13 protein-coding genes are annotated in these 14,261 nt (G+C 66.2%); 1 reads left to right on the top strand and 12 read right to left on the bottom strand.

Annotation, left to right across the window (positions count from 1 at the left end; translation table 11 throughout):
- Positions 1–482: 482 nt before the first annotated feature.
- Positions 483–743 carry a hypothetical protein gene (locus HOP03_15475; protein ID NOT89561.1) on the bottom strand — a complete coding sequence of 87 codons (261 nt, stop codon included), beginning with the start codon at positions 741–743 and terminating at the stop codon, positions 483–485.
- A 1-nt stretch (position 744) separates the two neighbouring features.
- Between HOP03_15475 and HOP03_15470 the strand changes: the two genes are divergently transcribed.
- Entirely contained in the window at positions 745–1,656 is a 912-nt protein-coding gene (locus HOP03_15470; GenBank protein ID NOT89560.1) for a hypothetical protein, read from the top strand.
- A 132-nt stretch (positions 1,657–1,788) separates the two neighbouring features.
- On the opposite strand, the gene HOP03_15465 is transcribed toward HOP03_15470, so the two are convergent.
- The 11 genes from HOP03_15465 to prmB form a co-directional block, all read right to left on the bottom strand.
- On the bottom strand, positions 1,789–2,730 hold the full coding sequence (locus HOP03_15465) for an isopenicillin N synthase family oxygenase (GenBank protein ID NOT89559.1): 942 nt from the start codon (positions 2,728–2,730) through the stop codon (positions 1,789–1,791).
- Positions 2,731–2,840: 110 nt separating this feature from the next.
- On the bottom strand, positions 2,841–4,211 hold the full coding sequence (glmM, locus tag HOP03_15460; GenBank protein NOT89558.1) for a phosphoglucosamine mutase: 1,371 nt from the start codon (positions 4,209–4,211) through the stop codon (positions 2,841–2,843).
- Positions 4,212–4,346: 135 nt separating this feature from the next.
- Entirely contained in the window at positions 4,347–5,237 is an 891-nt protein-coding gene (locus HOP03_15455; GenBank protein NOT89557.1) for an acetyl-CoA carboxylase carboxyltransferase subunit beta, read from the bottom strand.
- 136 nt (positions 5,238–5,373) lie between these two features.
- Positions 5,374–6,177 carry a tryptophan synthase subunit alpha gene (locus HOP03_15450; GenBank protein NOT89556.1) on the bottom strand — a complete coding sequence of 268 codons (804 nt, stop codon included), beginning with the start codon at positions 6,175–6,177 and terminating at the stop codon, positions 5,374–5,376.
- Positions 6,178–6,275: 98 nt separating this feature from the next.
- Complete coding sequence (gene trpB, locus HOP03_15445) at positions 6,276–7,490, bottom strand: tryptophan synthase subunit beta (protein NOT89555.1); 1,215 nt, start codon at positions 7,488–7,490, stop codon at positions 6,276–6,278.
- A 59-nt stretch (positions 7,491–7,549) separates the two neighbouring features.
- Positions 7,550–8,209, bottom strand: a complete 660-nt coding sequence (locus HOP03_15440; protein NOT89554.1) for a phosphoribosylanthranilate isomerase — start codon at positions 8,207–8,209, stop codon at positions 7,550–7,552.
- Entirely contained in the window at positions 8,202–8,993 is a 792-nt protein-coding gene (gene truA, locus HOP03_15435) for a tRNA pseudouridine(38-40) synthase TruA (protein NOT89553.1), read from the bottom strand. Before truA ends, HOP03_15440 begins: the two co-directional genes overlap by 8 nt.
- Positions 8,994–9,005: 12 nt before the next feature.
- Positions 9,006–10,868: a ferrous iron transporter B gene (locus tag HOP03_15430; protein ID NOT89552.1), complete on the bottom strand. Its 1,863-nt coding sequence runs from the start codon at positions 10,866–10,868 to the stop codon at positions 9,006–9,008.
- A gap of 27 nt (positions 10,869–10,895) precedes the next feature.
- Complete coding sequence (locus HOP03_15425; protein NOT89551.1) at positions 10,896–11,912, bottom strand: aspartate-semialdehyde dehydrogenase; 1,017 nt, start codon at positions 11,910–11,912, stop codon at positions 10,896–10,898.
- Positions 11,913–12,074: 162 nt separating this feature from the next.
- Positions 12,075–13,268, bottom strand: a complete 1,194-nt coding sequence (gene aroC / locus HOP03_15420) for a chorismate synthase (protein ID NOT89550.1) — start codon at positions 13,266–13,268, stop codon at positions 12,075–12,077.
- Positions 13,210–14,172 carry a 50S ribosomal protein L3 N(5)-glutamine methyltransferase gene (gene prmB / locus HOP03_15415; GenBank protein NOT89549.1) on the bottom strand — a complete coding sequence of 321 codons (963 nt, stop codon included), beginning with the start codon at positions 14,170–14,172 and terminating at the stop codon, positions 13,210–13,212. The genes aroC and prmB overlap by 59 nt, the downstream gene beginning before the upstream one ends.
- Positions 14,173–14,261: the final 89 nt, after the last annotated feature.

Genomic DNA, 14,261 nt, shown 5'->3' with positions numbered 1-14,261 from the left:
ATATGACGGGCTGTTGGATATGACAGCTTGCGGCCAACGCATTAAAAGTTTTCGATGATTGCAGCGGGATCATCATTTGCAGCACAGGAGTTCTGCATATGTCGTACACGGAAGTACCGTACACGGAAGTACCGGGCACGGAAGTACCGGGCAGGCGGCGATACCGCCTCGCCGCAGGGACCGGAACCGGACGGGTGGGCGCGCATGCCGACGCGTGCGTCTCCATGGATGCCATACAGACATCCACATCGACCAGCATCCGGCCGGAGCGCCCTCGCTTCCGCAGAGGCGGCATTCGACCACCTGCCAGCATTCGCCCACGAACCCGCCGGCGGGATGCCATACGTCCCATCCACGCCATGCAAGCACGATAGAACAATCGCGTCGGGATAAAACGAGCGACTCGACGCGATGCTGCGCGCAGTACGAACACGGCATGCAGCCCCACACCGTCCGGATGACGGTGGCTCGTTTCTTCACAATCAACAGAAGGAAATCGTCATGAACGATGCATCGAGATCTTCCCGTGCACTCGGCCATTTGATCGGCATGGCCACTGTCTGCACGATCGCACTCGGCGCTTTCTGCGCCCCAGCCTTCTCCGCAGAGAAAAACCTTCGCGCAGCACCGGGCGAGATCGCGCAGATCGCCGCACCGGCCGCGCAACGATCCGCAACCGCAGTCCGCCCCTTCTCGACGATGGCGCAGCGGGCGGCCGTGAAACCGATGATCTGGAACGACACCGTGGCAAACGCCGGCCCTGCTGCGCCCACCGTCGGCACCCGGGCTTCACGCCCCGATCTGGCGAGCGGTGGCACCGCTCCCAGTTTCGGCGACTACATGGCCCGCAACGACTTCCCGGGCGCATGGAATGTCGTGGACAAGGTCGCCGCGCAGGAAAACAACGGTGCCGCCGGCACCCGGGACATCACGCCGCAGGATGGCGCCCACTATCCTTTCACCCGCTTCCTGGGCAACTACTACACCTCGCAGTGGACGGTCCCGCCGTGGAACAAGATCGGCAAGCTGTATTTCAACGTGCCCGGCGGCGGCAGTTCGTACTGCACGGCGAGCGTCGCCAGCGGCAATTCGGTGATCCTCACTGCGGCACATTGCGTCTACACCCGCGGCGCCGGCTGGAACTACAACTTCGTGTTCGTGCCGGCCGACCGTTACGGCGCCGCGCCCTACGGCAGCTACGGTTGGCAGACGGCAACGATCCTGACCAGCTGGATCAACGTCGGCGGGCGCCGCGACGATGTCGCCGCGATCAAACTCACCGGCGAGAGCTCCACCGGCCTGCCGGTAGTGAATTATGTCGGCTGGCTGGGCCGCAGTTGGGATTGGGGCTACGAGCAGTGGACCTATTCCCATGGTTACGCCAGCAACTTCAGCACCCAGTACACGAATGTCTGCGCGGGATGGACTTACTACGCACCATCCGAAGGCTCCGACGTGCTGGTGCAGGGTTGCGACATGACTTATGGCAGCAGCGGCGGGCCATGGCTGCGCGAGTTCACCCACAACTCGCACGCCGGCAATTTCGTCAACAGCGTCGTCAGCGGGCCGCATATCGGAGCGTTCGGCACCGCCTATGTCGGCGCCCGCTTCAGCAGCTACAACATCGTGCCGATCTGCAACGCCATCGGCTGCTGATGCTTCGCACCGGACCGCAGGCGGCATGACCGCTTCCTGCAAACGGAAAAGGGCCCCCGAGCGACCGGGGGCCCTTTTCATCGATGGGGCATCGGGAATCGCGAGCGCCGGAACACCGGTCGCCCGCACGGATCACATCAGTCCGATCTCGCGCAGCCGTTCCTCGAGATAGCCCTGTGCACTGATCGCTTCGGGATAACGGTTCGGATTGTCGGCAGTCACGCAGTTGGGCAGCACATCGATCACGAAATCCGGATTCGGGTGCAGGAAGAACGGCGTCGAGTATCGCGGCTGACGCGCCTTCTCGCCCGGCGGGTTGACGACGCGATGGGTCGTCGACGGCAGCACATGATTGGTCAGGCGCTGGAGCATGTCGCCGATGTTGACCACGATGGTGTCGGCGGCGGCGGTGTACGGCACCCACTCGCCCTTGCGGGACAGCACCTGCAGGCCTTCAGCGCTGGCGCCGACCAGCAGGGTGATCAGGTTGATGTCCTCGTGCGCGCCGGCACGGACGTTCGGAACGTCGTCGGTGGTGATCGGCGGATAATGGATCGGGCGGAGGATCGAATTGCCGTTGTCGGTCTTGTCGGCGAAGTAGTTCTCCGCCAGGCCGAGATTCAGCGCGAGCGCCGACAGCATGCGCGAACCGAGACTGTCGAGCGCACCGTACAACGCGAGCGCGCGCTCGCGGAATTCAGGGGCCTCCGACGGCCACACGTTCGGCGCCATGACATCCACGTATTTGGCATCGCGCACTTCGCGGCCGACGTGCCAGAACTCTTTCAGATCGAAGTGCTTGGAATCCTTCGCTGTTTCCACACCGAACGGCGTATAGCCGCGCGCGCCGCCGCCGCCGGCGATGTGGTACTGCATCTTGGTTCCGGTGGGCAACGCGAAGAAGTGCAGGAAGGCGTCGTAGGCGCCGTCGATGAGTTCCTGCGGGATACCGTGGCCGCGGATGCCGGCGAAGCCCCATTCGCGGTAGGCCGCGCCGAGTTCGGCAACGAAAGCATCGCGGTCCGTATCGAAACGGCGGATGTCGAGGGTCGGGATATAAGGCTGGTCGCTCATGTCGTTCTATCGTCCTGAGAGTCGTCGTCAAGATTACCGCTGCCGGGCCCGGCCGGCATGCGAAGTGCGGAATTCTGCCTGCAGCGAGGCCTGGTTGGCTTTGATCGCGATCAAGCGGCGGCGCGGACTGCTTCGGCGAGGCGGTCGAGGATACCCCGCATCAACGCCTCATCGTCGGCCTCCACGGTGACCCGCACCACCGGCTCGGTACCCGAAGGCCGCAGGAACGCCCTTCCCCGCCCTGCTACCGCTGCCTGGGCTTCGACCAGCGCCGCCTTGACGCTGTCGGCTTCGGCGGGCTTGCTGCCGGCATCGATTTTCACGTTCACGGTCTTCTGCGGCACTTTGCCGAAACCGGCCAGCACCTGCTGCAGCGTCAGACCGCGCCGGCGCAGCACTTCCAGTACCTGCAGCGCGCTGATGATGCCGTCGCCCGAACTGACCCGGTCCAGGCAGAGCAGGTGCCCGGAGGTTTCGCCACCGAGCACCGCAGCGCGCTCGATCAGCGCCTGATGGACGTAGCGGTCGCCCACCTTGGTGCGCAGGAATTCGATCCCGCGTTCGGCGAACGCACGTTCCAATCCGTAATTGGTCATCAGCGTGCCGACCACCGGGCCGCGCAGACGGCCGCTGGCCTGCCAGTCGGTCGCGAGCACATACAGGAGATCGTCGCCATCGCGCACCGTGCCGTCGCTGTCGACGAACATCAGCCGGTCGCCGTCGCCGTCGAAGGCGATGCCCAGGTCCGCGCCGCTCGCCAGTACGCGCGCAACCAGCGTTTCCGGATGGGTCGAGCCGACGCCATCGTTGATGTTCAGGCCGTTGGGATCGACGCCGATGGCCTCGACCTGGGCACCCAGCTCGCGCAGCACCAGCGGGCCGATCTGGTAGGTCGCGCCGTGCGCGCAATCGACGACGATCTTCATGCCGCCCAGATCGAAACGCCGCGGCACCGAACTCTTGCAGGCTTCGACATAGCGGCCGATGGTGTCGCGGGTGCGCACCGCCTTGCCCAACTGGTCGGAGGGCACGGTGCTGAAAGGCTTCTCCAGCGCGGCTTCGATCGCCAGCTCGGTCGCATCGTCGAGCTTTTCGCCCTCGGCCGAAAAAAACTTGATCCCGTTGTCGTAGTGCGGATTGTGCGATGCGCTGATGACAATGCCGCCATCGGCGCCGAGCGAACGGGTCAGGTGCGACACCGCCGGCGTGGGCATCGGCCCCATCAACTGCACGTCGACGCCGGCCGCCACCAGCCCGGCCTCCAGCGCCGCCTCGAACATGTAATTGGAGATGCGCGTGTCCTTGCCGATCACGACGACGGGCTTGCGCCATTCGTCGCCGTTTTTCTCGTCGATATGGCGTACCGCGCGGCGCAGCGCATGACCGTAGGCGTTGCCGAGGCGCAGCACGAAATCCGCCGAGATCGCACCCTCGCCGACCCTGCCGCGGATGCCGTCGGTGCCGAAGTATTTTCTTGTCATTGGAACAACCGGGAATCGAAAAAGGGAAATGGAAAATGTGAACGTCCCGTGTCGCCGTCGCCCCGATCCGCGGGCGAGGGATGACAACGACACTTCGCTTCTCGATTCTGCATTACGGATACCGCGGTGCCGGCCTCAGCCTTCCACCACGGCTTCGTCTTCGGGTTCCGGCTGGCGCATCAGCAGCGCGACCAGCCGTGCGATGCGTTCGCGCTGTTCGCGGCGGTCGCAGATCTGGTCGAGGGCGCCATGGTCGAGCAGGAATTCGGGGCGCTGGAAACCTTCCGGCAGCGTCTCGCGCACGGTCTGTTCGATCACGCGCGGGCCGGCGAAACCGATCAGTGCGCCGGGTTCGGCGATATTGATGTCGCCGAGCATCGCGAACGACGCGGACACGCCGCCGGTGGTCGGATGGGTCATCACCGAGATGTACGGCAGACCCGCCGCGCGCAGGCGCGCGAGCGAAGCCGAGGTCTTGGCCATCTGCATCAGCGAGAACAGGCTCTCCTGCATGCGTGCGCCGCCGCTGGCGGAAAAGCACACGAAGGGCGAGCCGATGTCTCGGGCGCGTTCGGCGCCACGGGCGAAGCGTTCGCCGACCACCGATCCCATCGAGCCGCCCATGAAAGCGAAATCGAACGCGGCGGCCACGATCGGGCGCTGGCGGAGCGCGCCTTCCATCACGATCAGCGCGTCGCGCTCGCCGGTCGCCTTCTGGCTCGACTTGATGCGATCGATGTATTTCTTCTGGTCCCTGAACTTCAGGGGATCGGTCGGGCCGAGTTCCGCACCGATCTCACGGCCGGCGCCGGCATCCAGAAACCCGGCGAGTCGGGCGCGGGCGCGAATCGGCATGTGGAACGCGCATTTCGGGCAGACCTCGAGGTTGTCCTCCAGCTCCTGCCGGTACAGCACCGCACCGCAACCATCACATTTCTCCCAGAGCCCTTCGGGCACGCTGCGTTTCCGGGAGGCTCCGCTTTCCGTGCGGATGCGAACGGGCATCAATTTCTTCAGCCAGGACATGCGTTCGAGTGTCGTCTTCAGGTGTGGACAGGGCTCAGGCCGGATCGGCCCGAGCGCTGCAGTCTAGCAAGACTGCCCCTCGTATTCCGTACGCTGCCGCATGGTGCCGCCTTCCGCTGCAGACGATGTCGCCACATCAACCCGCGTCGAGCGCCGCCCGCAGTGGCGCGAGGAAGGTGCGCGCGCGCGCCGCCGCATCGGCCGGATCCGTCGCCTCCGCGAGGGCGGCGACCAGCGCGCTGCCGACCACGACGCCTTCGGCCGAGCGCGCCATCGCCGCAGCGCTGGCGGCATCCTTGATTCCGAAACCGGCCACGACCGGCACTCCGGCACGGGAGCGGATGGTGTCGAGATGTCCGCTGGCGTCGCCGGCGTCGAGGCGATCGGCACCGGTCACCCCGGCATAACTGACGTAATAGAGATAACCCTCGGCGTCGGCGCAGAGCCTGTCCAGGCGCTTGTCCGGAGTGGTCGGCGAGGCCAGCAGGATCAGCGACTGTCCGTGCGTTCGCATCGCGATGCGCAGATCGTCGGCTTCCTCGGGCGGCAGATCGACCACCAACAGACCGTCGACACCTGCGGCAGCGGCCTCTTCGGCGAAACGCGCGTAGCCGCGGATCTCGACCGGGTTGAGATAGCCCATCAGCACCACCGGCGTATCGGCATCGACCGTGCGGAATTCACGCACCGCTTCGAACACGAACGTCAATCCGGCACCGCGCGCGAGCGCACGCTCGGAGCTGCGCTGGATGGTCGGACCGTCGGCCATCGGATCGGAGAACGGCACGCCGAGCTCGATCACATCGGCGCCGGCATCGACGAGCGCATGCATGACCGGCACCGTGGCTTCGCGCGACGGATCGCCTGCGGTCATGAACGGCACCAATGCCTTGCGGCCGACGGATTTGAGCTGGGCGAAACGGGTGTCGATGCGGTTCATGGGTTCATTCGATAGGGTGCGCCTTGGCGCACCGTTGCTTTACATTCGGCACACCGAAGTGCGATGTTTTTTGAACGGTGCGCCAAGGCGTGCCCAGTTCAGAAGATGATGCCTTCGCGCGCTGCGACCGTATGCACGTCCTTGTCGCCGCGACCGGACAGATTGCACAGCACCAGCCCGTCCTTCGGCAATTCGCGGGCGAGCTTCATCGCCTGGGCGATGGCATGGGCGGATTCGAGCGCCGGCAGGATGCCCTCGGTGCGCGCAAGCAGATGAAAAGCTTCCATCGCCTCGTCGTCGGTGATGCCGAGATAATCGGCGCGACCGCGATCCTTCAGGAACGCATGCTCGGGGCCGACGCCGGGATAGTCGAGGCCGGCCGAGATCGAGTGGGTTTCGATGATCTGGCCATCGTCGTCGCACAGCACGTAGGTGCGGTTGCCGTGGAGCACGCCGGGACGGCCTGCCGCCAGCGACGCGGCGTGGTGACCGGTGTCGATGCCCTCGCCCGCCGCTTCTGCGCCGACCAGGCGCACGCCGGCATCGTTGAGGAAGGCGTGGAAGATACCGATCGCGTTGCTGCCGCCGCCGACGCAGGCGGTGATCACATCGGGCAGTCGGCCGTAATCGGCCAGCATCTGCGCGCGCGCTTCGCGGCCGACCACGGCGTTGAAGTCGCGGACCATGCGCGGGTACGGGTCGGGGCCAGCGACGGTGCCGATGATGTAGAACGTGTCGTGCACGTTCGTCACCCAGTCGCGCATCGCTTCGTTCAACGCGTCCTTGAGCGTGGCCGATCCGCTGGTGACAGGCACGACGGTCGCACCGAGCAGCTTCATCCGGTAGACGTTGATCTTCTGGCGTTCGATGTCGGTCGCGCCCATGTACACGACGCATTCCAGCCCGAGGCGCGCGGCGACCGTGGCCGAAGCCACGCCGTGCTGGCCGGCGCCGGTTTCGGCGATGATCCGCGGCTTGCCCATGCGGCTGGCGAGCAGCGCCTGGCCGATGGTGTTGTTGATCTTGTGCGCGCCGGTGTGGTTCAGGTCTTCGCGCTTGAGCAGGATGCGCGCACCGCCGACTTTCGCGCTCAGCCGTTCGGCGTGGTAGATCGGGCTGGGGCGACCGACGTAGTGCTTGAGATCGCGATCGAACTCGGCGATGAATGCCGGATCGACCCGGGCCGTGTCGTAAGCCGCCGCCAATTCCTGCAGCGGGCCGATCAGGGTCTCGGCGACGAAGCGTCCGCCGAAACGGTCGAAGTGCCCCTCGGCGTTCGGAAAGGCGTTGTAGTCGGTGTGCGTGTCGAGCATGACGTGATCACTGCATCCTGGAAGGGGAGCGCCCGGATCGCGATCCGCTGCGCGCAGGTTCACAGGATACCGTCTGCGCGCCCGACTTCCGCCACGAATCGCCGCATCCGCTCATGATTCTTGACGCCGGGCGCGGTTTCGATGCCGCTGGAGACATCGACGCCCCAGCAGCCGGTGGCGCGGATCGCCTCGAACACGTTGTCCGGATTCAATCCACCGGCAAGCAGATACGGTCGCGGGCAGTCCGCAGGGATGCGCGACCAGTCGAACGTGTGGCCGCTGCCACCGGCCTGGCCGCTGGCGTTGCTGTCGAACAGGAAGCCCGCCGCACGCGGGTAGCGGCGCAGCAGCGAAGCAGCATCGGTATCGGCATCGATACCTGCATCGCCGCCCATGGCGATCGCTTTCAGGTAGGGCAGGCCGAAACCGGCGCAGAACGCATCGTCCTCGCCACCATGGAACTGCAGCAAGGTCGGTCGCACCATCGCGACGCTGTCGCGCACGGTGTCGGCATCGTTGTCCATGAACAGCGCGACCGTGTCGACGAACGGCTGCAGTTCCTCGCGGAGCGCGGCGGCAGCTTGCGGCGACAACCGGCGCTTGCTGCGTTCGGCGAACACGAATCCGATGGCGTCGACACCGAGCGCGCAAGCCACGGCCACGTCTTCGGCGCGTGTCAGTCCGCAGAATTTGATCCGGGTGCGACGCAGGTCATGCATCGAGCAGCACTTCTTCGGGCAACGGCCATTCGCGGGGATAACGCGGACCGATCAACACCAATCCCTGCGCAAAGGCCGTCGGCCCCGCGACGCTGCGATCGCGCGCCGCCAGCAATTCGGTCATCCACGTTTCGGGCCGTTCGCCGGCGCCGATCATCAGCAACGAACCCACGATATTGCGGACCATGTGATGCAGGAACGCATTGGCCTGCACGGTCACCGTGACGATATCGCCTTCCCGTACGACTTCGATGAACTGCAGGTGCCGTCGCGGATGCGAGGCCTGGCAATGCACGGTGCGGAAGGTCGTGAAATCCTGCTCGCCCAGCAGGCTTTGCGCCGCGCGATGCATCGCATCGGCATCCAGCCTGCGGCGCTCCCAGGCCAGGTATTGCCTGCCCAGCGCCGGCCGTACCTGATGGTTGAGCAGACGATAGCGGTAACGCCGCGCCCGTGCCGAAAACCGGGCATTGAATTCATCGCTCACCGGCACGCACCAGCGCACGCGCATCGCGGGCGGCAGACGCGTGGTCGTGCCCAGGACCCACGCGCGCGGATCGCGCCGCGCATCGCTGTCGAAATTCACCACCTGGCATTCGGCGTGCACGCCCGCGTCGGTACGCCCGGCGCAGGTCACTTCAACCGGGTGGCTGGCGACGCCCGACAGGGCGTCTTCCAGCGTGACCTGCAGCGTGCGCGGCCCGCCTTCCTGGCCGTAAGGCGTGAGCCGCTGCCATCCTTTGAAATTGCTGCCGTCGTATTCGACGCCAAGGGCATATCGCATCGACAGATCCTGTCAGCCCAGTTCCCGCAACAGTTGCTCGGCTTGACGGCGCACATCGATGTTGTCGCCACGGGTCGCCACTTCCTGCAGCAGGCTGCGTGCGGTGTCGCGATCGCCCATCTCGAGATAGGCGCACGCCAGATCGAGGCGTCCTTGACCCGGAGGTGCCGGATTGAGCGGGCCGACTTCGAAATCGCCGGAATGCCAGGTCGGCACGCCACGCGTGGGCGGCGCGGGTGTCTCGATCTCAGGCTCGACGGGTTTGGCCAGGCGGTTCCATGCCGGCTCGACCGGCAAGGGTTCGGGTTGCGGCGGGATCTCGTCTTCGGCGAACGCGCCCTGCGCTTCCAGGTCGGCATCAGCAGACTCGGGCATGGCCGGGGCGACACGCTGGCGATCCAGCCCGATCCCATCCGCGACCGCCTGACGACGGCGCAACCACCATCCGGCCAGAAGACCGATCACCAGCAGACCGGCGCCGACACCCAGCCACGGCCCGAAATTCACGGGTGTCCCGGCATCGGCCGCCTGGGTCGTGGCGAGGCGTTGCTGCGCCGCCGCCAGTTCGCTGTCCTTGAGCGCGACCAGCTGGTCCTGCTGCTGTTTCAGCTGTTCGAGCTCGGCGACGCGCGCCTTGAGCTCCTGGACTTCGGCGTCGCGCGCCACCAATGTTTCTTTGGTCTGCTGCAGTTCCTGTTGTCGCAACATCTCGCCCTCACCGCCGGCGCTGACGCCGGATCGCGTTCCTGCTCGCCGCGCGTCGCTGGCCGACGGCGGAACAATTTCGAGTCGTGCCTGCGCGGTCGGGCGCGCGGCGCGGGGAGGCCTTGGCGTTGCCGCCGTCGCGACCGGCACCGGATCGCTAGTCGGCGCACCCACCACTGCCGGTGGCTGCGGCAGCGCACGGCCGGTGCCGCGCCACTGCGCTGCCTGTTCGCGCACCACGACGGCGGCCTCGTCGGGCGTGTACTGGGCAATGCTGGCGTCGTCGGGGATGCGCAGCACCGCGCCGGCCTTCAGCCGGTTGGCATTGCCATCGATGAAGGCTTCCGGGTTCGCGCGGAGCAAGGCGAGAATGGTCTGGTCGAGGCTGTGGCCGCGCCCCAGACCCGCGGCGATGCCGCCAAGGGTTTCTCCGGCACGCACAGCCCGGGTATCGCCGCCAGCGACGACTTCGATCGGCGCAGCAGTCGCCACTTCGTCGGGTTCGGCCGGCAGCGGGATCGGCATGGGGACCGGCGAACTGAGCACGTCGCTCGGGGCGGACGCGGTCTGCTGCCCGGTGGGCGTCGGCGGCAGCGGCACAGCGGTCGGCGTGGCGGCTTCCAGGGGGTTGGCGGGCGCTGGCGGCGGGTCCGGGAGTCGGACGACGGCATTGCCCGGATCGACCGTCGCTTCCTGGATCGGCGGCTGCGCAGGTGCGGCGGCGGTCTGTGGGGTCTCCAGCAGCGCGGAGTATTCGCGCACCAGACGGCCTTTGCCCCAATCGACCTCGACGAGGAAGGTCAACAGCGACTGTTGCACCGGTACGGCGCTGGTCACCCGGATCACCGGACGACCACGGGCGTCCAGGGCGACCGAGAACTGCAGATCCGAGACGATGCCCTGCGGCGGCGACAGGCCGATCCGGGCGAAGGTTTCCGGCGAAGCCAAACGCGCATGAAGGGCCTCCAGCTCGGAGGTATCCGTGGAAATGATCGGGATTTCGGCCAACAGCGGCTGGTCGCGCTGCGAGATCACATTGATCTGGCCCAGCCCGAGCGCCCACGCCGACAGCGGCGACAACAAGGCCGCCACTGCCAGTAGCACACTAACTGTGATGCGCAAGTGTTTGATCACGCTTGTCCCCAGAGCCAACCCCGAGACTCTAGCCATCTGTCCCGGGGTTCGCAACGGTTGCCGTCAGCCTTCGGCCGCGACCAGTTCGGCGATCTGCACCGCATTCAGCGCCGCGCCCTTGCGGATATTGTCCGAGACGACCCACAGATCGAGCCCGCGCGGGTGCGAGATGTCCTCGCGGATGCGGCCGACGAAGGCCGGGTCGCGACCCGACGCATGGGTGACCGGCGTCGGATAACCGCCGGCCTGGCGTTCATCGACGACTTCCACTCCCGGCGCCTGCTCCAGCAGCGCGCGGGCCTCGGCGGCGGTGATCTTGTCGCGGGTTTCGATATGCACCGCCTCGGAGTGGCCGTAGAACACCGGCACCCGGACCACGGTCGGATTGATCTGGATGTTGTCGTCGGCGAGGATCTTGCGGGTCTCCCACACCAGCTTCATTTCTTCGCTGGTGTAGCCGTTGTCGAGGAAATCGCCGCCATGCGGGATCACATTGAACGCGATCTGCACCGGGTAGACCTCGGGTTCGGCGCTCTGGAAGTTCAACAGCGCGGCGGTCTGCTTGCCCAATTCCTCCAGCGCGCGCCGGCCGGTACCGGAGACCGATTGGTAGGTCGCGATGTTGATGCGTTCGATCCCGACTTTGCGATGGATCGGCGCCAGCGCGACCATCAATTGCATGGTCGAGCAGTTCGGATTGGCGATGATGCCGCGCGGGCGGTTGCGGATCTGCTCGGGATTGACTTCGCTGACCACCAGCGGCACGTCGTCGTCGTAGCGGAAGACCGAGGAGTTGTCGATCACCACCACGCCGGCAGCCGCGAATTTCGGCGCGTATTCCTTCGAAATCGAGCCACCGGCCGAAAACAGCGCGATGTCGATGCCGGCCGGATCGAAGGTCGCGAGGTCGCGCACCATCACTTCGTCGTCGCCGAACTTCACGTACTCGCCGGCCGAGCGTTCGCTCGCCAACGCATGGATCTCGCTGATCGGGAATTTGCGCTCGGCCAGCACCGTCAGCATCACCTCGCCCACGGCGCCCGTCGCGCCGACCACCGCCACCTTGAATTGCTTGCTCATTCGATTCGCTCGCTATGGTCTGGTGTAGGAGCGGCGCAAGCCGCGATCAGCCGTTTGCAGGGCGCGTATCGCGGCTTGCGCCGCTCCTACAGAAAAAATTCGTTTCGGATGTCGCTGCGGCGCAGTCGGTGCCTGTGGGGGGCGGGATTCGGCGACTGGCCGCTATCGTTTTTCGTCCGCTTTCGCGGTCGCGGGAATTCGCGGCGAAATCTCGCCGACATCGCCGCATTGCGCGCGATGGCGGAGCGCCTGATCCATCAGCACCAGCGCCATCATCGCTTCGCAGATCGGCGTCGCGCGGATACCCACGCAGGGGTCGTGGCGACCAGTGGTGATCACTTCGACCTCCTCGCCCAGCACGTTCATGCCGCGTCCCGGCAGGCGCAGGCTCGACGTGGGCTTGAACGCCACCGAACACACCACCTGCTGGCCGCTGCTGATCCCACCGAGAATGCCGCCGGCGTGATTCGACAGAAAACCCTCGCGGCTCATCCCATCGCGATGGAAGCTGCCTTTCTGCGCGACGGCTGCGAAACCATCACCGATCTCCACGCCCTTGACCGCGTTGATCGACATCATCGCTGCGGCCAGATCGCCATCGAGCTTGCCGTAGACCGGCTCGCCCCAACCCGGCGGCACGCCATCCGCGACCACGGTGACGCGCGCGCCAACCGAATCGCCGGACTTGCGCAGCGCATCCATGTAGGTTTCGAGCGCCGGCACCTGTGCGGCGACCGGCCAGAAGAACGGGTTGTCCTCGACCGCGCTCCAGTCGAACGCGCCCAGCGCGTGATCCGGCAACACCTCACCGAGCTGCGACAGATGGCCGCGCACGGTCACGCCGTAGCGCTCGGCCAGCCATTGCTTGGCGATCACGGCAGCGGCCACGCGCATCGTGGTTTCGCGCGCGCTGCTGCGCCCGCCACCGCGCGGATCGCGATGGCCGTATTTCTGCCAGTAGGTGTAATCGGCGTGCGCCGGGCGGAACTGCGCGGCGATGTCGCTGTAGTCCTTGCTGCGCGCATCGGTATTGCGGATCAGCAGTGCGATCGGCGTGCCCGTGGTACGACCTTCGTACACGCCGCTGAGGATTTCGACCGCATCGGTTTCATGCCGCTGCGAAGTGTGTCGCGTGCGCCCGGTGGCGCGACGCTGCAAATCCTGCGCGAATGCTTCTTCCGAGATCGCCAGACCCGGCGGGCAGCCGTCGATCACGCAGCCGATCGCCGGCCCATGCGATTCACCGAAGGTGGTGACGCGGAGCAGTTGACCGAAACTGTTGCTCACGCGGCCGGCCTCAGAACAAACCGGCGGATGCCGGTGCCGGAGGCGTACGCAGCGCGGGATCGCGCGCATCGGCCAGCTGACGGATGCGCGCGTGATACGTGACCAGATCGCGACACTCGGCGACGAACACGCCCATCTGCCCGACCTTGAACTCGACCCAGGCCAGCGGCAGTTCCGGCAGCAGGCGACCGAGTGCGCGCTCGGACTCGCCGACTTCGCAGATCAGCACGCCGTCTTCTGTGAGATGCAGCGGCGCATCGCGGAGGATGCGCAGGGCCAGATCGAGGCCGTCGTCGCCCGCGCGCAGGCCCAGCTCGGGCTCGAAGGAATACTCCTTCGGCAGCGCGTCGGTTTCGGCGTTGGTGACGTAGGGCGGATTGGTGACGATCAGATCGTAATGTTCGCCCTGCAGACCAGCGAACAGGTCAGAGGTCAGGAAACGGACGTTTTCGGCGTGCAGGCGCGCCTTGTTTTCCGATGCCAGCGCGAGGGCGTCGTCGCTGATGTCGATGCCGTCGACCTGCCAATCCGGATTGTGGTGGCCCATGGCGATGGCGATGCAGCCGGAACCGGTGCACAGATCCAGCGCGCGGCGAACCTCCCTGCCGCCCAGCCAGGGCTCGAAGCCCGACTCGATGAGTTCGGCGATCGGCGAACGCGGCACCAGCGCACGGGCGTCGGTCTTGAAGCTGAGGCTGGCGAACCAGGCCTCGCCGGTGAGATAGGCGGCGGGAATGCGTTCCTCGATGCGGCGCAGGAACAGTTTCAGCACATCTTCCTTCTCGGCCAGCGTGACCCGCGACTGGCCGTAGACCGGCGGCAGGTCGTGCGGCAGGTGCAGGGCGTGCAGGGTGAGCTGGGTGGCCTCGTCGAGCGCGTTGTCGTAGCTGTGGCCGAAGGTCAGTCCGGCCGCGTTGAAACGGCTGGCGCCATACCGGATCAGGTCGATGATCGTCTGCAGCTCGTCGGTCATGGCGGGGTCTGGGCTTGGGGGTCGCGCGGCGTGACCGCGAAGTATAACGGCCGCGCGGTTATCATGGCCGTACCCGTCGCCATCCCTCG

Origin of the sequence: Lysobacter sp. (genome assembly GCA_013141175.1) — a bacterium.
GTDB lineage: Bacteria > Pseudomonadota > Gammaproteobacteria > Xanthomonadales > Xanthomonadaceae > Lysobacter_I.
The sequence above is the reverse complement of the archived record's forward strand: the minus strand, read 5'-3'. Positions and strand labels throughout refer to the sequence as shown.